Annotated in this window: 17 protein-coding genes; 2 read left to right on the forward strand and 15 right to left on the reverse strand. The window is 69.4% G+C overall.

Annotated features, from left to right (window positions below):
• Positions 1-2 precede the first annotated feature (2 nt).
• From gap to FVO59_RS15595, 12 genes are all read right to left on the reverse strand, one after another.
• Positions 3-1,013, reverse strand: coding sequence for a type I glyceraldehyde-3-phosphate dehydrogenase (gene gap / locus FVO59_RS15540; RefSeq protein WP_182253436.1), 1,011 nt, complete (start codon positions 1,011-1,013; stop codon positions 3-5).
• A 100-nt stretch (positions 1,014-1,113) separates the two neighbouring features.
• A complete protein-coding gene (locus FVO59_RS15545) occupies positions 1,114-1,740 on the reverse strand; it encodes a superoxide dismutase (RefSeq protein WP_182253437.1) in 627 nt (208 codons plus the stop codon).
• A 146-nt stretch (positions 1,741-1,886) separates the two neighbouring features.
• Positions 1,887-2,879 (reverse strand): DNA-binding protein WhiA, encoded by a 993-nt coding sequence (whiA, locus tag FVO59_RS15550; protein WP_182253438.1) that lies wholly within the window; start codon positions 2,877-2,879, stop codon positions 1,887-1,889.
• Positions 2,880-2,965: 86 nt separating this feature from the next.
• Entirely contained in the window at positions 2,966-3,838 is an 873-nt protein-coding gene (gene rapZ, locus FVO59_RS15555) for an RNase adapter RapZ (RefSeq protein ID WP_182253439.1), read from the reverse strand.
• Between the two features lie 26 nt (positions 3,839-3,864).
• On the reverse strand, positions 3,865-5,754 hold the full coding sequence (gene uvrC, locus FVO59_RS15560; protein WP_182253440.1) for an excinuclease ABC subunit UvrC: 1,890 nt from the start codon (positions 5,752-5,754) through the stop codon (positions 3,865-3,867).
• The gene (uvrA, locus tag FVO59_RS15565; RefSeq protein ID WP_182253441.1) at positions 5,754-8,642 is read right to left on the reverse strand and encodes an excinuclease ABC subunit UvrA; all 2,889 of its coding nucleotides are present in this window, start codon (positions 8,640-8,642) and stop codon (positions 5,754-5,756) included. Before uvrA ends, uvrC begins: the two co-directional genes overlap by 1 nt.
• A gap of 9 nt (positions 8,643-8,651) precedes the next feature.
• Positions 8,652-9,227, reverse strand: a complete 576-nt coding sequence (locus tag FVO59_RS15570; protein ID WP_182253442.1) for a hypothetical protein — start codon at positions 9,225-9,227, stop codon at positions 8,652-8,654.
• A complete protein-coding gene (locus FVO59_RS15575) occupies positions 9,224-10,495 on the reverse strand; it encodes a DUF58 domain-containing protein (RefSeq protein WP_182253443.1) in 1,272 nt (423 codons plus the stop codon). The genes FVO59_RS15570 and FVO59_RS15575 overlap by 4 nt, the downstream gene beginning before the upstream one ends.
• Before the next feature lie 3 nt (positions 10,496-10,498).
• Positions 10,499-11,464, reverse strand: coding sequence for an AAA family ATPase (locus FVO59_RS15580; protein WP_182253444.1), 966 nt, complete (start codon positions 11,462-11,464; stop codon positions 10,499-10,501).
• Entirely contained in the window at positions 11,461-12,003 is a 543-nt protein-coding gene (locus tag FVO59_RS15585) for a hypothetical protein (RefSeq protein ID WP_182253445.1), read from the reverse strand. The genes FVO59_RS15580 and FVO59_RS15585 overlap by 4 nt, the downstream gene beginning before the upstream one ends.
• Positions 11,994-12,731: a DUF4129 domain-containing protein gene (locus FVO59_RS15590; RefSeq protein ID WP_182253446.1), complete on the reverse strand. Its 738-nt coding sequence runs from the start codon at positions 12,729-12,731 to the stop codon at positions 11,994-11,996. The genes FVO59_RS15585 and FVO59_RS15590 overlap by 10 nt, the downstream gene beginning before the upstream one ends.
• Positions 12,732-12,786: 55 nt before the next feature.
• Positions 12,787-13,230: a MarR family winged helix-turn-helix transcriptional regulator gene (locus tag FVO59_RS15595; RefSeq protein WP_182253447.1), complete on the reverse strand. Its 444-nt coding sequence runs from the start codon at positions 13,228-13,230 to the stop codon at positions 12,787-12,789.
• 44 nt (positions 13,231-13,274) lie between these two features.
• On the opposite strand from FVO59_RS15595, the gene FVO59_RS15600 reads away from it, so the two are divergent.
• A complete protein-coding gene (locus FVO59_RS15600) occupies positions 13,275-13,517 on the forward strand; it encodes a hypothetical protein (RefSeq protein WP_182253448.1) in 243 nt (80 codons plus the stop codon).
• A 27-nt stretch (positions 13,518-13,544) separates the two neighbouring features.
• Here the strand turns inward: FVO59_RS15600 and uvrB are convergent, their stop codons facing one another.
• Positions 13,545-15,614, reverse strand: coding sequence for an excinuclease ABC subunit UvrB (uvrB, locus tag FVO59_RS15605; protein WP_182253449.1), 2,070 nt, complete (start codon positions 15,612-15,614; stop codon positions 13,545-13,547).
• 76 nt (positions 15,615-15,690) lie between these two features.
• Between uvrB and FVO59_RS15610 the strand changes: the two genes are divergently transcribed.
• Complete coding sequence (locus FVO59_RS15610; protein ID WP_182253450.1) at positions 15,691-16,311, forward strand: DUF4126 domain-containing protein; 621 nt, start codon at positions 15,691-15,693, stop codon at positions 16,309-16,311.
• On the opposite strand, the gene FVO59_RS15615 is transcribed toward FVO59_RS15610, so the two are convergent.
• A complete protein-coding gene (locus FVO59_RS15615) occupies positions 16,284-17,075 on the reverse strand; it encodes a GNAT family N-acetyltransferase (protein ID WP_182253451.1) in 792 nt (263 codons plus the stop codon). The genes FVO59_RS15610 and FVO59_RS15615 overlap by 28 nt on opposite strands.
• Positions 17,072-17,674 (reverse strand): dephospho-CoA kinase, encoded by a 603-nt coding sequence (coaE, locus tag FVO59_RS15620; RefSeq protein WP_182253452.1) that lies wholly within the window; start codon positions 17,672-17,674, stop codon positions 17,072-17,074. Before coaE ends, FVO59_RS15615 begins: the two co-directional genes overlap by 4 nt.
• Positions 17,675-17,752: the final 78 nt, after the last annotated feature.

A 17,752-nucleotide genomic window follows, 5' to 3' on the forward strand; every position in this document is an offset into this window, starting at 1 on the left:
AGTCAGAGACGCTCGGCGACGTACTCGGTGAGGTCGACGAGACGGTTGGAGTAGCCCCACTCGTTGTCGTACCAGCTCGAGACCTTGACGAGGTTGCCGCTGACGTTGGTCAGCTCGGAGTCGAAGATCGAGGAGTGCGCGTTCAGCTGGATGTCGCTGGAGACGATCGGGTCCTCGGTGTACTCCAGGATGCCCTGCAGACGACCCTCGGCTGCGGCCTCGCGGTACGCGGCGTTGATCTCCTCGACGGTCAGGTCGTCGCGCTCGGCGATGATCGTGAGGTCGACGATGGAGCCGGTGGGGACCGGGACGCGGTACGACGAGCCGCTGAGCTTGCCGTTGAGCTCGGGCAGCACGAGGCCGATGGCCTTGGCGGCGCCGGTCGAGGCGGGGACGATGTTGATCGCGGCGGCACGGGCACGGCGCAGGTCGCTGTGCGGGCCGTCCTGCAGGTTCTGGTCGGCGGTGTAGGCGTGGGCCGTCATCATGAAGCCGCGCTCGATGCCGAACTTGTCGTTGAAGACCTTCGCGAGCGGGGCCAGGCAGTTCGTGGTGCAGGAGGCGTTCGAGATGACGTTCATGGTGGCGGGGTCGTAGGTGTCCTCGTTCACGCCCACCACGAAGGTGCCGTCGACGTCGGTGCCCGGCGCCGAGATGATGACCTTCTTCGCGCCGCCGGCGATGTGCTTTGCAGCGTCCGCGGCCTTGGTGAAGCGACCGGTCGACTCGATGACGATGTCGACGCCGAGCTCGCCCCACGGCAGGGCTGCGGGGTCGCGCTCCTCGAAGACCTTGATGGCCTTGCCGCCGACGGTGATGACGTCGCCCTCGTGCGTGACCTCGACACCGAGCGGGCCGCCGACGGAGTCGTACTTCAGGAGGTGTGCCAGAGCGGCGTTGTCGGTGAGGTCGTTGACCGCCACGATCTCGAGGTCAGCGTTCTGCGCGAGAGCTGCGCGGAGGAAGTTACGTCCGATACGACCGAAGCCGTTGATACCGATCTTGACAGACACGAAAGTCTCCTGGTTCTTACTCACGGAAATGCGTATTTCTTGCGGAATGCGCGGACAACGGCGTCCTAATGGGCCGAGCGCCCATTAGGACGCCGGTCTTTTACGACAGTACCAGCAGACCGGAGGTCTTCTCGCGCGCGATTTCGAAGCGTGACGCGACGTTCTGCCAGTTGGCGATGTTCCACGCGGCCTTGATGTAATCGGCCTTCACGTTGAGGTAGTCGAGGTAGAAGGCGTGCTCCCACATGTCGAGCTGGAAGAGCGGAACGGTGCCCTGCGCGGTGTTCGCCTGCTGGTCGAACAGCTGCTGGATGATCAGGCGTGCGCCGATCGGATCCCAGCTGAGCACGGCCCAGCCCGAGCCCTGGATGCCGGCGGCCGCGGCGGCGAAGTGCGCCTGGAACTTCTCGAACGAGCCGAAGAACTCGTCGATGGCGGCCTTGAGCTCGCCCTCGGGCTGTCCGCCGCCCTCGGGCGACAGGTTGGTCCAGAAGATGGAGTGGTTGACGTGTCCGCCGAGGTTGAACGCGAGGTCCTTCTCGAGCTTGTTCACGTTCGCGAGGTTGCCGCTCTCGCGAGCCTCGGCGAGGCCGTCCAGCGCCGCGTTGGCGCCGGCGACGTAGGCGGCGTGGTGCTTGTCATGGTGCAGTTCCATGATCTTGCCGCTGATGTGCGGTTCCAGAGCCGCGAAGTCGTAGGGAAGGTCGGGGAGCGTGTAGGTCGCCATGTCGATTTCATCCAATCCGCGCCGCGCCGCGGCGCTTGCCGATCCTCTGCGACGCCGAAGTGCCTCGCAGAGCAGACGTTTTTCATCCTACTGACGACAACGCAGCAGCCGGTGGGATGTTCCGGATGACGGATCGGACGGGAGGGTCAGCCGTCCAGGCCGGCCGGAACGGCCGCCTCGGTGCCGGGGATGCCCTCCTGCTGAGCCCGCTTGTCGGCCATCGCGAGGAGACGGCGGATGCGGCCGGCGACGGCATCCTTGGTGAGCGGCGGGTCGGCGTGGTGGCCGAGCTCGTCGAGGCTGGCGTCTCGGTGCGCGAGTCGAAGGCTGCCCGCGGTGCGCAGGTGCTCAGGCACGTCGTCGCCGAGGATCTCCAGGGCGCGCTCCACGCGCGCGCATGCGGCGACGGCGGCCTGAGCCGAGCGGCGGAGGTTCGCGTCGTCGAAGTTGACGAGGCGGTTCACTCCGGCGCGCACCTCGCGGCGCTGGCGCATCTCCTCCCACGCGACGGCGGTGCGGCGGGCACCCATCGCGGTGAGGATGGCGCGGATGGCCTCCCCTTCGCGCACGACCACGCGCGGCAGGCCGCGTACCTCGCGCGCCTTCGCCGCGACACCGAGGCGGTGCGCGGCGCCCACGAGCGCCATGGCGGCCTCGCCCGACGGGCAGGCGACCTCCAGCATGGCTGATCGGCCAGGCTCGCTGAGGGAACCGGATGCCAGGAATGCGCCGCGCCAGATGCCTGCGAGCTCCTCGGGGGATCCTGTGGTGAGCCGGTTCGGCAGGCCGCGAACGGGCCGACGACGCGCGTCGAGCAGACCGGTCTGGCGGGCCAGGGTCTCCCCCGCCGCGATGACGCGGACGGCCCAGCGGGCACCGCTGCCGGCACCGGCGGAGTTCGCGACGCTGGCCTTGACCTGCGCGATCTCCGGACGCACGCCGTAGATCTCCGCGAGATCGCGGCTCACACGACGAGCCAGCAGCTCGGCATCCACTTCGGCCTCGACCGCGACGCGACCGGCGATGGAGTGCAGACCACCCGCGAAGCGCAGGATCGTCGTCACTTCAGCGACACGCACCGTCGGGGGTGCGTTGCGCACGCTGACGAGCTCGGCCTTGACGTCGGTGGTTAGTGCCACGGGACTCCTCACGATCCAGGCGTCGGATCGCGACGCAAGGGACTAGCCTACAAGGCGCCCGGCCTCGGCACCGACTCGATCCAGGGTCACTCCCGGCCGAGATCCCGATGACGCACGTTGATCGCGACGCCGGGAGCGTCGGCCAGACGCCTGGCGAGCTCCTCGCTCATGGCCACCGAGCGGTGCTTGCCGCCCGTGCATCCGATTGCGACCGTGGAGTGGCTCTTGTTCTCGCGCTGGTAGCCCTCGAGCACCGGACGCAGCGCCTCGGCATAGGAATCCAGGAACTGCGCCGAGCCGGGGAGGCCGAGCACGTAGTCGCGCACCGCCTCGTCGCGGCCGCTGAGATCGCGGAGATCCTCGTTCCAGAACGGATTCGGCAGGAACCTCATGTCGGCGACCAGGTCTACGTCGGTGGGCAGGCCGTACTTGAATCCGAAGCTCAGGATGGTGAGGCGGTGGCGCGCCGCCCCCTCCTCGGAGAACATCTCGGAGACCTGCATCGCCAGCTGGTGGATGTTCAGTGACGAGGTGTCGATGAGCAGGTCGGCCGCCTCGCGGATCGTGGCCAGTCGGGCACGCTCGGCGCGGATGCCGTCGAGGAGCGTGCCGTCGCCCTGCAGCGGGTGCGGTCGGCGCACCGATTCGTAGCGCCGCACGAGGACGTCGTCGGAGGCGTCGAGATAGAGCACCTTCACCCCGCCGCGGGCGCGCAGCGCACGGTAGACCTCAGGGAGCTCGTCGAACAGTCCACGCCCGCGGACGTCGACGACGGCCGCGATCTTGGGCAGGTTCCCCGCTCCCATGTCGGTGAGCTCGAGCAGCGGGCGGAGGATCTGCGGCGGGAGGTTGTCGACCACGTACCATCCGAGGTCCTCGAGCGCGTTCGCAGCGGTCGTGCGCCCGGCTCCCGACATCCCGGTGACGATCAGGAACTCGCCCTCTTCTGCGGCCGCCATGCTCTGCTCCCTTCCCTGATCCCAGCCTAGCGAGTCGCGGGAGCGCGTCCGTCGGCGAGATGTGCGTGGATGGTGGCTGCGAGCACCGGCCCGATGCCAGCGACCTCGCCTATCTGCTCCGGAGTCGAGCCGCGAAGCGCCGTGACCGAGCCGAAATGGGTCAGCAGCGCCTTGATCCGCGCGTCGCCGAGGCCGGGGATCTCACGCAGGACGGTCTGGATGTCGCGGCGCCGGCGCTTGCGCTGATGCGTGATCGCGAAGCGATGCGCCTCGTCGCGCAGGCGCTGCACGAGATAGAGGGCCTCACTGGTGCGCGGGAGGATCACCGGGAAGTCGTCGTCGGGGACCCAGATCTCCTCGAGCCGCTTGGCGATGCCGCATAGCGCGATCTCGGTGTGCCCGCTGTCGCGCAGCGCACGCGCGGCGGCCTGCACCTGCGGCTGGCCGCCGTCGACGACGAGCAGCTGAGGCCGGTAGGCGAAGCGCGGGCGCCGTCTGCCCTCAGTCTCGTCGTCGTCCTCGGGCGCCTCGGGCCCGGAGTCCACCCTCGCCAGACGGCGCATGAGCACCTGGTAAATCGAATCGGTGTCGTCGGTGGTCTCGGTGATGTTGAACGAGCGGTACTGGTCTTTGCGCGGCAGTCCGTCTTCGAAGACGACCATCGACGCGACCACGTTCGTGCCGCCGAGGTGGGAGATGTCGAAGCACTCGATGCGCAGCGGCGCCTCGTCCATGCCGAGCGCCTCCTGCAGGTCGGTGAGCGCCTGCGTGCGCGCGACGTAGTCGCTGGTACGGCGCGTCTTGTGACGCAGCAGCGCCTGCTGGGCGTTGAGCGTGGCCGTGCGCATGAGGTCGGCGCGCTGCCCCCGCTGGGCGACGGCGATCTCGACGCGGCGTCCGCGCCGATCGCGCAGCCACTGCTCGAGCTCGGCGGCGTCGTCGGGCAGGGTCGGCACGAGCACTCGCCGCGGGATGTCGGGCGAGTCGCCGTACACCCTCTGCAGGATCTGGTCGACGAGCTCGCCCCGGCTGATGTCGAGTTCCTTGTCGACGGCGAGCGAGCGGACGCCTCGCACACGACCGCCGCGGATCACGAAGTGGTGCACCGCCGCCGAGAGCTCGTCCTCCGCGATTCCGAACAGGTCGGCATCCTCGTCAGACGGGAGCACGAGTGCGCTCTTGCCCAGCACGGCGTCGATCGCGGTGAGCTTGTCTCTGAACCGCGCGGCGGCCTCGTAGTCCATCGCGGCGGATGCCGCCAGCATCCGCTTGGTGAGATCGCGCGTGAACCGCTCGTCGCCACCCGCCATGAAGGCGACGAAGTCGTCGACCATGGCACGGTGCTCCTCGATGGTGACCGTCATCGAGCACGGCCCGCCGCACTTGCCTATCTGGCCGGGGAAGCACGGCCTGCCGGTCTGCATGGCGCGGCGATAGCTGGAATCGCTGCAGGTGCGGATCGGGAACGCCTTCACCATCAGGTCGATGGTCTCGTGCACGGCCCACACCTTGGGATACGGACCGAAGTACCGGGCGCCTGGAATGCGCCTGTTGCGCGTCACCATGACCCGCGGCGCCTCGTCGGCGAGTGTTATCGCCATGAAGGGATACGACTTGTCGTCCTTGTAGCGCACGTTGAACGGCGGATCGAACTCCTTGATCCACATGTACTCGAGCTGCAGCGAATCGACGTCTGTCGCGACGACGGTCCACTCGACGGACGCCGCGGTCGTGACCATCCGCCGGGTGCGCTCGTGCAGTGTGCGCAACGGGGCGAAGTAGTTCGACAGGCGCTGACGGAGGTTCTTCGCCTTGCCGACGTACAGCACGCGGCCGTCGGCGTCACGGAAGCGGTAGACGCCGGGGTCGGTGGGGATCTCGCCCGCTCGCGGCTTGTACGGGAGGACGTCGGCCATCAGCCGGCCTTGCGCGCGCCGCGCTCCTGCCCGAGGATCTCGGCGAGGAACGAGCCGGTGTGGCTCTCCTCGACCTCGGCGATCTGCTCGGGGGTGCCCGCCGCGAGGATCTGCCCTCCGCCGGAGCCGCCTTCAGGACCGAGGTCGATCACCCAGTCGGCCGACTTGATGACGTCCAGGTTGTGCTCGATGACGATCACCGTGTTGCCCTTGTCAACCAGCCCGTTCAGCACCTCGAGCAGCTTTCGCACGTCCTCGAAGTGCAGACCGGTGGTCGGCTCGTCGAGCACGTAGATGCTGCGCCCATTGCTTCGGCGCTGCAGCTCGGTGGCGAGCTTGACCCGCTGCGCCTCTCCTCCGGAGAGAGTCGTCGCGGCCTGGCCGAGGCGCACGTAGCCGAGGCCCACGTCGACGAGCGTCTTCATGTACCGGTGGATCGCCTGGATCGGCTCGAAGAACTCCGCGGCCTCGGCGATCGGCATCTCGAGCACCTCGGCGATGTTCTTGCCCTTGTAATGCACCGCGAGAGTGTCGCGGTTGTACCGCTTTCCGTGGCAGACCTCGCAGTCGACGTACACGTCGGGCAGGAAGTTCATCTCGATCTTGATCGTGCCGTCGCCGGAGCACGCGTCGCAGCGGCCGCCCTTCACGTTGAAGCTGAAGCGCCCCGGCTGATAGCCGCGGACCTTCGCCTCGGGGGTCTCGCTGAAGAGCGTGCGGATGCGGTCGAACACGCCCGTGTACGTCGCCGGGTTCGATCGCGGGGTGCGGCCGATGGGTGCCTGGTCGACGTGCACGACCTTGTCGAGGTTGTCGAGGCCGGTCACGCGGGTGTGCTTGCCCGGGACGGTGCGCGCGCCGTTGAGACGGCCGGCGAGCACCTGGTACAGGATGTCGTTCACCAGCGAGGACTTGCCTGAGCCGCTGACGCCGGTGACGGCCGTGAGCACTCCGAGCGGGAAGTCGGCGGTGACGTTCTTGAGGTTGTTCGCGCGCGCGCCGACGACGCTCAGCATCCGCTTCCTGTCGATCTTACGGCGCTTCGCGGGCGTGGCGATCTCACGGCGGCCGGCGAGATAGTCGCCGGTCATCGAGCCCGTCTCGGCGAGCAGCGCCGAGTAGGGGCCTGAGTGCACCACCTCGCCGCCGCCGACGCCGGCGCCAGGCCCGATGTCGACGACCCAGTCCGCCGCCTCGATCGTCTCCTCGTCGTGCTCGACGACGATCAGCGTGTTGCCCAGGTCGCGCAGGCGCACGAGGGTCTCGATGAGGCGCCGGTTGTCGCGCTGGTGCAGACCGATCGACGGCTCGTCGAGCACGTACAGCACCCCGGTCAGGCCCGAGCCGATCTGCGTCGCCAGGCGGATGCGCTGGGCCTCTCCGCCCGAGAGCGAACCGGCAGAACGGCCGAGGTTCAGGTACGACAGGCCCACCTGCAGCAGGAACTCCAGGCGCAGGCGGATCTCACGCAGCACCTGCGCCGCGATCTTCGCCTCGCGCTCGGTGAGCTCGAGCTCGTGCATGAACGTGCTCGCGTCGGCGAGGCTGAGACCGGACACCTCGGCGATCGAATGCCCGTGCACCTTCACCGCGAGCACCTCGGGCTTGAGCCGGGCGCCGTCGCACACCGGGCACGGCACCTCGCGCAGGTACTCGCCCCAGCGGCCGCGCTGTGTGTCGGACTCGGCCTGCAGGTACTGACGCTCGATGTAGGGCACGACGCCTTCGAAGCCCGAGGTGTAGCGCATCTCGCGGCCGTAGCGGTTCTTCCACTTGACGCTGACCTTGTAGTTGTCGCCGCGCAGCACGGCCTCGCGCACATCGGAGTGCAGCTTGTTCCAGGGCGTGTCGAGCGAGAAGTCGAGGTCGCGCGCAAGACCCTCCAGCAGACGCTCGTAGTACTGGAAGAGCCCCTTGCCCTGAGTCGTCCAGGGCAGGATGACGCCCTCGCGGATCGAGAGGTCCTCATCGCCGAGCATCAGGTCGACGTCCACCGACATGCGCGTGCCGAGCCCCGCGCAGGCGGGGCAGGCGCCGAAGGGCGCGTTGAACGAGAACGTGCGAGGCTCGATCTCGGTGAGCGTGATCGCGTGCCCGTTGGGGCAGGCGAGCTTCTCGGAGAACGACTGCCAGGCGGCATCGCCCTCCTCGTCGACGAAGTTGACCTGCATGATGCCGCCGGCGAGGCCCAGTGCCGTCTCGACCGAGTCCGTGACGCGACCGAGGATGTCGCCCGACGCCACCAGCCGGTCGACCACGACCGCGATGTCGTGCTTGTAGCTCTTCTTCAGCGTCGGAGGCTCGGCCAGCTGCACCAGCTCTCCGTCGACGATCGCCCGGGAGTAGCCCTTCGCCCCGAGCTCCTTGAAGAGGTCGACGAACTCGCCCTTCTTCTGCGTGACGACCGGTGCCACGATCTGGTACCGCGTGCGCTCTGGCAGCTCGATCAGCTGGTCGGCGATCTGCTGCACGGTCTGACGCTGGATCCGCTCGCCGCACTCGGGACAGTGCGGGATGCCGATGCGCGCCCACAGCAGGCGCATGTAATCGTGGATCTCGGTGATCGTGCCGACCGTGGAGCGCGGGTTGCGGTTGGTCGACTTCTGGTCGATCGAGACCGCGGGGCTGAGGCCCTCGATGAAATCCACGTCGGGTCGGTCGACCTGGCCGAGGAACTGCCGGGCGTACGCGCTCAGCGATTCGACGTAGCGTCGCTGCCCCTCGGCGAAGATGGTGTCGAACGCGAGACTCGACTTCCCCGACCCGGACAGTCCGGTGAAGACGACCAGCGAGTCCCGCGGGATGTCGATGTCGACGTTCTTCAGATTGTGCACGCGGGCACCGCGGACACTCAGTTTTGCGGAGGAGGCGACAGGAACGATGGGCACCGTCCAAGTCTAGGAGCGGCCACCGACACTGGGCTCCGCATCAGCCGAGGGCGAACGCCTCGCGGCCCTCGGGAACGCCGCCAGACGGCTCGGTCCGAGCATCAGCCGCGCCCCGAGCGTGAGCGCGAACACGGCCGCCGCACCCGCGATCACCGCGAGCGGAAACGAGCCCCGCGACGGGATCGCCCCGATGGCGAGCACGACCACCTGGCCGACCGCCTGCATCCACGCGAAGCGCACGGCCGTCGGCCGCAGCGCCCTGAGCGACACTCGGGCGGTCGCGGGGACGACGAGCGAGAGCGCGCCGAGCACGTGCAGCGCGTGCACCGCGGCCACCACGAGCGCCGCGCGGCCCCCGTCCGGCCCTGGCACGATGAGCAGCCCCACCAGCACCGCCGCGGCCATCCACGCCCCGGCGTAGACAGGCGTCACCGCCCCGAACACGGCGAGGACACCCACCACCGCCAACCACACGGGAGTCGCGCCGAGCAGGGTCGCCGCCGCCACCGCGACGAGCACGACGAGCACCCGCAGCAGCAGCCCAGGCGCGCTCAGCCCGATGCGCAGCGTCTCGTCACGCCTCATCGGATCACCCCGACCGCCTGTGCGCGCACCCGCGACAGCGCCGTCCAGACCGCACTGCGGTCCGCGTCCCAGCGCACCACTTCCACGCCGGACTCCTCCAGTCCTCGCAGCATGTCGTGACGCTCGGCGAGCAGCACCTGCAACGCGAGCATGCGCTCCATGCTCAGCCTGGCGCGATCGAGTTCCGGAAGCACGTCGACGGCGATCACGCGGTGCCCGCCGGCTCTCCACCGCAGCGCGATCTCGGCGGCGGCGCCGTCGAAGAAGACAGACAGCACGTGGATGATCGAGCCGTGCGGCACCGGCGGCGTGCGGCGGAACCTCGAGTCGTCGCCGGCCCGTCCGCTCGCCGCGATCTCGGCGACCACCCGTGCGAGGTGCCTGCGCCCGCCGCCGCTGCGCACCGAGCGCCCGGAGAGGGCGAGTGTGTGGAAGGCCACGCGATCGCCTTGCGCGACCGTCGCCTCGGCGATCGCCCTTGCTGCACTGCGTGCGTGATCGAGGGAGGTCGCTCCGCTGCGCCTCAGATCGGTCGTGCCCCACGTCGACACCATGGCGCCCAGGTCGTCGGCGGTGTCCATCACGATCACGGCGGATGCGTCGCTCAGGGCGTTCGTCCTCCGGATCAGCAGCTCCCCCGGCCTGCGCGCAGCCCGCGCGGTCGCCTTCCAGTCGACCCGGCGCAGCTCGTCCCCGGGAGCGAAGGGGTGGATGTCGCGGAAGTCACCGCCCTGGCCGGGCCTGGTGCCCTCGTGCGAGCCGTGCAGCCCCGTCAGGCGCGGAGCCAGAGGCATCCGGGGCAGTCGCGGGGCAGCGGGCGGCACGGCGTGCACGGCCACGATGCCCGCGCTCGGCCGGCCGAGCTGGGCTCCGTCCACCTGCATCCCGCGTGCCGCGACCTCGACCGAGCGCAGCGGGCCCGAATGCAGTGCGCGGCTGGCGGCGCGCAGCCGGGCGCCCCCGGCGACGACGACCCGCCGACGCCGACGATCGGCCTGGATGATCGAGACGTCGACGAGCTCGGTGCCGTCGCCGACGAGGATGTCGTCGTGGACCCAGCCCTCGTCGCCGCTGCTGCGCTTCTCGATCTCGATGTCCACGTCGACTCCGCTGACGCTCAGAGCGTGAGCCGCCCACAGAGCGAGCGGGACGCCGATCGCGATGACATCCGGCCGGGCGAGCACGAGCCCCGCGATCAGTGCTGCGAGCGCGCCCACGACCGCGAACAGCAGCGCCGGGCTGGGGCGCGACGGTGCATCGGTCGACATCCCTCAGGCCCTGGCTGCGGCGACGCTGGGCGGGACGGGCACTGAGCCGACCACGGCGCGCACCAGCTCGGCGGGGTCGACGCCCTGCGCCCACGCCTGGGGCGTCAGGGTGAGCCGATGCGCGAGCGCCGGCACGGCGACGCGCTTGATGTCGTCCGGGCGCACGAAGTCCCGCCCGTCGAGCGCCGCCAGCGCCCTGCCGACCAGCAGCAGGGTCTGCGAGCCGCGCGGGGAGGCGCCGACGGCGACATGCTGCGCCTGCCGCGTGGCTGCGGCCAGCGCGACGCAGTACGCTGCCACATCGGGATCGACGTGGATCTGCTCGACGGCGTGCTGCACCGCGGCGAGCTCGCCCGGTGCCAGCACCGCGGGCACCTCGGCCGCTTCCCGACGGCGGCGCACCCGAGCCAGCAGGATCGCGGTCTCGCCGGCGTGGTCAGGGTATCCGACCGAGAGCCGCACCATGAACCTGTCGAGCTGTGCCTCGGGAAGCGCGTACGTGCCCTCATACTCGATCGGGTTCGCCGTCGCGATCACATGGAACGGCGCCTCCAGCGCGAAACTGTTCCCCTCGACGGTCACCTGCCGCTCCGCCATCGCCTCGAGCATCGCGGACTGCGTCTTCGGGGTGGTGCGATTGATCTCGTCGGCGAGCAGCAGTCCCGTGAAGATCGGCCCGCGACGGAAGACGAACTCGCCGGTGTCAGGTGCGTAGACGTATGATCCGGTCACATCACCAGGCAGCATGTCCGGCGTGCACTGCAGACGCCGGAACGAGAGCCCGAGCGCCGATGCCAGGCTGCGGGCGGCCACGGTCTTGCCGAGGCCGGGTACATCCTCGAAGAGCACATGACCGCCAGCCAGGATGGTCGCGAGCGCGATCTCGAGCGGCCCGTCCATCCCCACCACGACTGTGGCGACGGCGGCGCGGATGCGGCGCCCGGTCTCGGCGATGTCCTCGACGTTCATGCTGTCCTCTCCTTCTGAGATGGTCCGGTCGGGCGCACGGACGCGTCTGACCCGCCCGGCGACGCGGTGCTCGACGTGATGCCCTCCAGCCGCTCGGCCGCGTCGAGCCCGTCGCGGATGTCGCGGATCGTCGTGCGACGCCCGGTCAGTCGTCTCCAGAGGCCGGCCCCCAGAAGGCGATCGACGTCGGCGGCCTGCGACACGTCGTCGACATCGATTCCGAGTCGGCTGAGCCGGCGTCGGAGCGTCGCCCGCACCCGGCGCGTGACCGCCTCGTTCACGGTGTCGTTGCGGGCGTCGATCGCCCACGCGAGTCGCGACACCTCCGAGCCGACGTAGCGCTGGTCGGCAGGTCGTCCCGGCGCGTCGAGTCGCGGGTCCTCCGGCATCCGGATGCCCAGCAGCAGCGCCACGCCGGCCGCGAGGATCCCCCATGCCCATGCGAACGGGCTCTGCACCCCGAGCGCGTGGAGGGCCGCGACGGCGATGGCGCCGACCACCGTGGGGAGCACTGCGCGACGAAGGCCCTTCATCGCCACCCCCGCTCGATCGCGGCGAGCGCCCGCTCGGCTTCGCGCCGCATCCGCTCGTCGGCCGGCGTGCTGCCGAAGCGCACCTGCTCATACAGACGCAGCAGGATGCGCGCCGGTTCGTCGATCCCCGGCCGTCTCGTCAGGATGCGCACAGTGAACTCCGCCGGCGTCTCGGAGCGGCCTCGTCCCGCGCCCGCGTCGGATGCCGTCTCCTCGAGGCCGAGCCAGGCCGTGACGATCGCATCGCCCGGGTCGCGATGCGCCGCGATGCTGGACAGCGCCACGGCGATGCCGCGCTGCACTGCGGTCGCATCCAGCGGCTCCTCTGGCGACGGGGCCGTGGCCGTCTCGACCTCTGTCTCCGCCGCCTCCGGCAGCGCCCTCATCCGATCGCGAAGGGCGGCGAGCAGCCGTCTCGCCAGCCGAATGATGGCGATGAGCACCAGCGTGACCGCGACCGCGAGCAGCACGATCCCGATGATCATCAAGACCAGGTTCGGCTCCTGAGGCTCAGCCGGGGGCGGAGACGGCTCGAACGTCGGGGTCTGCAGCGCCTTCTGCCCCTCGCGCGGCGCAGCTTCGCTGTCGACGGCGGAGAACGTGGGAAGACCGGCAAGAGCGGCGGCGGCGATCGCCACGACGAACAGACCGAGGGCGGCGACCTGGGCGATCGCGGAGCGGCCGGACGACCTGGGCGATCGCCCCCGCCGTCCCTGCTCCGTGCTGACCGTCATGTCCGTCAGCCTAGGGTGCTCCCGCGCGGACCGCGGATGCCTGTGGAGAACCCTCTCAATCGGTCGCCGTCGAACGACCGGCGAAGGGCTTGAGCGCATCGCGCAGCGAGGCCACCTCTTCGATGCCCGTGCCCACTGCAGCCATCACAGCGTGCGGGACGTCGACGGCCCTTGCCCGCAGGGCCCTGCCCTCGTCGGTCAGGGTGATGTCGAGCCGGCGTTCGTCGACGGCGCTGCGGGTGCGCTCGACGAGTCCGTCCTTCTCGAGCCGCTTGACGAGTGGCGAGGCGCTGGCGGGCTCGAGGGCGAGCTCGGCGGCGAGATCGGTGAGCGAACGCGGCGAGCGCTCCCAGAGGGCGAGCATCACGAGGTACTGCGGGTGGGTCAGCCCGAGGGGCTCGAGGATCGGACGATAGACGGCGACCACATTGCGAGCCGCCGTGACCATGGCGAAGCAGAGCTGGTTCTCGAGTCTGAGGAGGTCGTCGTCGGAGGTCATGCGTTCGATTCTATTCGTCCACAGATATTTAGTACACTAAGGATATGGCCGAGGAATCCGAACGCGTCCCCCTGCGCACCCGCATTCGCGAAGCGGGAGGCCTGTACGCGTGGTTCAACACGAATCTCATACGCTTCGCCGGGCCCGCATCCGTGGGGCCGTACGAGCCCACGCTGCCACCCAGCGCCGATGAGCGTGCGGAGCGGGCGTGCCCGCTGTGCGGCGCTCCGATGAACCAGCACACCATCGACCGCAGCGGGCCGAAGCCGCTGATGCACTGCCCCTGACCCGTCCGGCTCCGGCCTGCTCCTCGGTCAGGCGTGCCCTGCCCGCTCCATCGCCCGCAGCTCCTTCTTGAGATCCTGCACCTCGTCGCGCAGACGCGCGGCCAACTCGAACTTGAGCTCGCTCGCCGCTGCGAGCATCTGGTCGGACAGATCCGCGATCGTGTCCTCGAGCTGGGCCGCCCCCTCCGCCGCAATGCCCGTGCGCCGAAGGTTCGGCGTCGGCGACTTGCCCTTGCCGCTCTTGCTGCGCGCGGATCGCATGTCGGCCGTGTCGGCCGCTTCGCGTGCGAGGACCTCGGTGATGTCGGCGATCCGCTTGCGCAGCGGCTGCGGGTCGATCCCGTTCTCCTTGTTGTACGCGATCTGCTTCTCGCGACGGCGCTCCGTCTCCTCGATGGCCTTCGACATCGAGTCCGTCATGTTGTCGGCGTACATGTGCACCTCACCCGACACGTTTCGCGCCGCACGGCCGATGGTCTGGATCAGCGAGGTGCCGGAACGCAGGAACCCCTCCTTGTCGGCGTCGAGGATCGCGACGAGCGAGACCTCGGGAAGGTCGAGCCCCTCGCGCAGCAGGTTGATGCCGACCAGCACGTCGTACACCCCGGCACGCAGCTCGCTGAGCAGCTCGACCCGGCGGAGCGTGTCGACGTCGGAGTGCAGGTACCGAACGCGCACCCCGTGCTCGCCGAGGAAGTCGGTGAGCTCCTCCGCCATCTTCTTCGTGAGGGTGGTGACGAGCACCCGCTCATCGCGCTCGACCCGCAGACGGATCTCCTCGAGCAGGTCGTCGATCTGTCCCTTCGAGGGCTTCACGATGATCTCGGGGTCGACGAGGCCGGTGGGACGGATGATCTGCTCGACGACGCCGTCGGCGATGCCCATCTCGTACTTGCCAGGCGTCGCCGACAGGTACACGGTCTGACCGATGCGGTTCTTGAACTCGTCCCAGCGCAGGGGACGGTTGTCCATGGCGCTCGGCAGACGGAAGCCGTGCTCGACGAGGGTGCGCTTGCGCGAGGCATCGCCCTCGTACATCGCGCCGATCTGCGGGACGGTCACGTGCGACTCGTCGATCACGAGCAGGAAGTCGTCGGGGAAGAAGTCGAGCAGCGTGTGCGGCGGCTCGCCAGGCGCCCGTCCGTCCATGTGGCGCGAGTAGTTCTCGATGCCGGAGCAGAAGCCGAGCTGCTGCAGCATCTCGATGTCGAACGTCGTGCGCATCCTCAGACGCTGTGCCTCGAGCAGCTTGCCCTGGCGCTCCAGCTCGGCCAGCCGCTCCTCGAGCTCGTGCTCGATGGTGCCGATGGCGCGCTGCACGACGTCGGTGCCAGCGACATAGTGCGACGCGGGGAAGATCGGCACGGAATCCAGCTTCGCGATGACCTCGCCGGTGAGCGGATGCAGCGAGTACAGCGCCTCGATCTCGTCTCCGAACAGCTCGATGCGGATCGCATGCTCCTCGTACACGGGGATGATCTCGATCGTGTCGCCGCGCACCCGGAAGTTGCCTCGCGAGAAGTCGACGTCGTTGCGGTTGTACTGCATCGAGATGAACTGACGGATCAGCGCGTCGCGGTCGTAGCGCTCCCCCACCTGCAGCGCGACCATGGCACGCAGGTACTCCTCCGGCGCTCCGAGCCCGTAGATGCACGACACGGTCGAGACCACCACGACGTCGCGGCGGCTCAGCAGCGAGTTGGTCGTCGAGTGGCGCAGGCGCTCGACCTCGGCGTTGACCGAGGAGTCCTTCTCGATGAAGGTGTCGGTCTGAGGCACGTACGCCTCGGGCTGGTAGTAGTCGTAGTACGAGACGAAGTACTCGATCGCGTTGTTCGGCATGAGCTCGCGGAACTCGTTCGCGAGCTGCGCCGCCAGCGTCTTGTTGTGGGCCATCACCAGGGTCGGCCGCTGCACCTGCTCGATGAGCCACGCCGTCGTCGCCGACTTGCCCGTGCCTGTTGCTCCGAGGAGCACGACATCGGTCTCGCCGGCATTGATGCGTGCGGCGAGCTCGGCGATGGCCTGCGGCTGGTCACCTGCGGGCATGTACTCGCTGACGACCTCGAAGGGGCGGACGCTGCGCGTGGGTTGCATCCCTCAAGCCTACGAGCAGCCTCCGACACCGAGGCCGACTCCGCTCATCGCGCCTGGCCGGTCGTAGAGTGTGACCGTGATCGAGTTCATCATCGGCAGCAGCCTCGCCGCCTCGGCAGGACTCAACGCATGGATGCCCCTCTTCCTGCTCGGGCTGTCGGATCGGCTGCTCCCCGCCGTCGACCTCCCCGCCGGCTGGTCGTGGCTGTCGAGCGACATCGCACTGTGGATCCTGGGAGCTCTGCTCGTGCTCGAGATCGTGGCCGACAAGATCCCGGCACTCGACTCGGTCAATGACATCGTGCAGAGCATCCTGCGCCCGGCATCGGGGGGCATCGCCTTCGGCGCCGGGGCCAGCGCGCAGACCGTCGCCGTCGACGACCCGTCGGCCTTCTTCTCCGAGAGCACCTGGGCGCCCATCGTCTCCGGGATCGTGATCGCACTGATCGTGCACGTCGTCAAGGCCACCGGCCGAGTGGCCGCCAACACCGCGACCGCGGGCCTGGCAGCCCCTGTGCTCAGCACGGTCGAGGACGGCGCGTCCTTCGCCCTGGCAGCCGCGGCGATCGTCGTGCCGGTGCTCGCACTCCTGCTGCTGGTCGGCCTGATCATCGCGGCCGTCCTCGTCGTGCGGCGGGCGGGACGACGTCGGCGGGAACGGAGCTCCACTCAGCCCAGCGGGGGCGTCCAGACATAGGGCGTCGTGCTCGATACCTTCACGAGCCCCGAGCGCTCGAGGATGGGCCGAGAGAACTCGGTCGAATCGGACTGCAGGTAGCGCTTGCCCTGTGCGAGAGCCGCGCGAGCGCGCTCCGCGGTCAGCGCGCGGTAGATCCCCCTCCCCCGCCATTCGGGTCGGGTCGCGCCGCCCCAGAGGCCGGCGAAGTCGGTGCCGTCGACCGGTTCGAGTCGCCCTGCGCTGACGACCTCCCCCGCGGCGACGGCGGTCCACAGCTGCATCGACTCGTCCTCGCGCAGCCGGCGGATGGTCGCCTCGGCGCGCGAGCGCCAGTCGGGGTCGGCGAAGACCTCTCCCTGCATCCGCTCCATGGCGAGCACCTCGTCGTCGGTCCTCGCGCGACGCAGCTCGACCCCGTCGGGAAGCGCGACATCCTGAGCGAGCAGGGACGCCTCGCCGATCATGATCGACTCCGGCTCCTCGGGCGCGAACCCGCGCTCGAGGAGCGCGTCGTGCAGACCGGGCGCGTGATCGTGCGACCGCGTCTTCCACTCCACCGACCAGATGCCGGGACGCGAGGCGAAATGGGCGAGTGCGGCGTCGACGAGTCCCCGCAGGCCGTTGGCATCGGCTCCGTCGAGATCACGTCCGCTGATGAACCCGCGCCCGCCGTCGAAGTCGGCCAGGATCAGAGGTCCGAGCGCGACGACGTCGACGGCGTGCACGACCTCCACGGTGCCGCGCAGCTGGGTGTCGTATGCGGCGAGGTACTCGGCGATCATGCGGTCACCGACAGCGACCGCCAGAGGGCATCCACCTGCTCGATCGTGTGCTGGACGCTCCCCGACGTGTCGATGACGACGTCCGCGATGGCGCGTCGCACGTCGTCGGGCACCTGGGCGCCGATTCGACGCCGGGCGTCGTCCTCGGACATCCCGCGCAGCTCCACCATGCGCTGGATGCGCACCTCGGCGGGCGCATCGGCGACGACGATGAGATCCCATGGATCGTCGACCCGCGCCTCGACGAGCAGCGGCACGTCGTACACGACGACCGCAGACGGATCAGCGGCGAGAGCGGCGTCGAAGCGCCGCTGGGATTCGACGCGCACGGCCGGGTGCACGATCGCGTTGAGCCGCTGGAGCGCCTCGTCGTCGCCGAACACCCTCGTACCGAGGGCGGCTCTGTCCAGGGTGCCGTCGGCGGCGATGACCTCCGCGCCGAAGGACGCGGCGATCGCCTCGAGGACCGGGCTTCCCGGCTGCTGAACCTCGCGGACGATCCCGTCCGCGTCGATGATCGTCGCACCGTGCTCCGCGAGACGAGCGGCGATGGTCGACTTCCCCGAGGCGATGCCCCCGGTGAGCGCGATGAGTGGCATCCTCCCATCCTGGCATCCCTGCGGGAGGACGACAGGTGCCGCAGACGCGGAACGGGCCGCCACCCGAAGGTGACGACC

The sequence above is a fragment of the Microbacterium esteraromaticum genome, assembly GCF_014084045.1.
Taxonomy (GTDB): Bacteria; Actinomycetota; Actinomycetes; order Actinomycetales; family Microbacteriaceae; genus Microbacterium; species Microbacterium esteraromaticum_D.

Excerpts from the sequence above, each read along its gene's own strand:
- FVO59_RS15545 (WP_182253437.1), bottom strand. The coding sequence starts at position 1,740 with ATGGCGACCTACACGCTCCCCGACCTTCCCTACGACTTCGCGGCTCTG.
- rapZ (WP_182253439.1), bottom strand. The coding sequence starts at position 3,838 with ATGGCGGCCGCAGAAGAGGGCGAGTTCCTGATCGTCACCGGGATGTCG.
- uvrC (WP_182253440.1), bottom strand. The coding sequence starts at position 5,754 with ATGGCCGACGTCCTCCCGTACAAGCCGCGAGCGGGCGAGATCCCCACC.
- FVO59_RS15570 (WP_182253442.1), bottom strand. The coding sequence starts at position 9,227 with ATGAGGCGTGACGAGACGCTGCGCATCGGGCTGAGCGCGCCTGGGCTG.
- FVO59_RS15575 (WP_182253443.1), bottom strand. The coding sequence starts at position 10,495 with ATGTCGACCGATGCACCGTCGCGCCCCAGCCCGGCGCTGCTGTTCGCG.
- FVO59_RS15580 (WP_182253444.1), bottom strand. The coding sequence starts at position 11,464 with ATGAACGTCGAGGACATCGCCGAGACCGGGCGCCGCATCCGCGCCGCC.
- FVO59_RS15590 (WP_182253446.1), bottom strand. The coding sequence starts at position 12,731 with ATGACGGTCAGCACGGAGCAGGGACGGCGGGGGCGATCGCCCAGGTCG.
- FVO59_RS15595 (WP_182253447.1), bottom strand. The coding sequence starts at position 13,230 with ATGACCTCCGACGACGACCTCCTCAGACTCGAGAACCAGCTCTGCTTC.
- FVO59_RS15600 (WP_182253448.1), top strand. The coding sequence starts at position 13,275 with ATGGCCGAGGAATCCGAACGCGTCCCCCTGCGCACCCGCATTCGCGAA.
- uvrB (WP_182253449.1), bottom strand. The coding sequence starts at position 15,614 with ATGCAACCCACGCGCAGCGTCCGCCCCTTCGAGGTCGTCAGCGAGTAC.
- FVO59_RS15615 (WP_182253451.1), bottom strand. The coding sequence starts at position 17,075 with ATGATCGCCGAGTACCTCGCCGCATACGACACCCAGCTGCGCGGCACC.
- coaE (WP_182253452.1), bottom strand. The coding sequence starts at position 17,674 with ATGCCACTCATCGCGCTCACCGGGGGCATCGCCTCGGGGAAGTCGACC.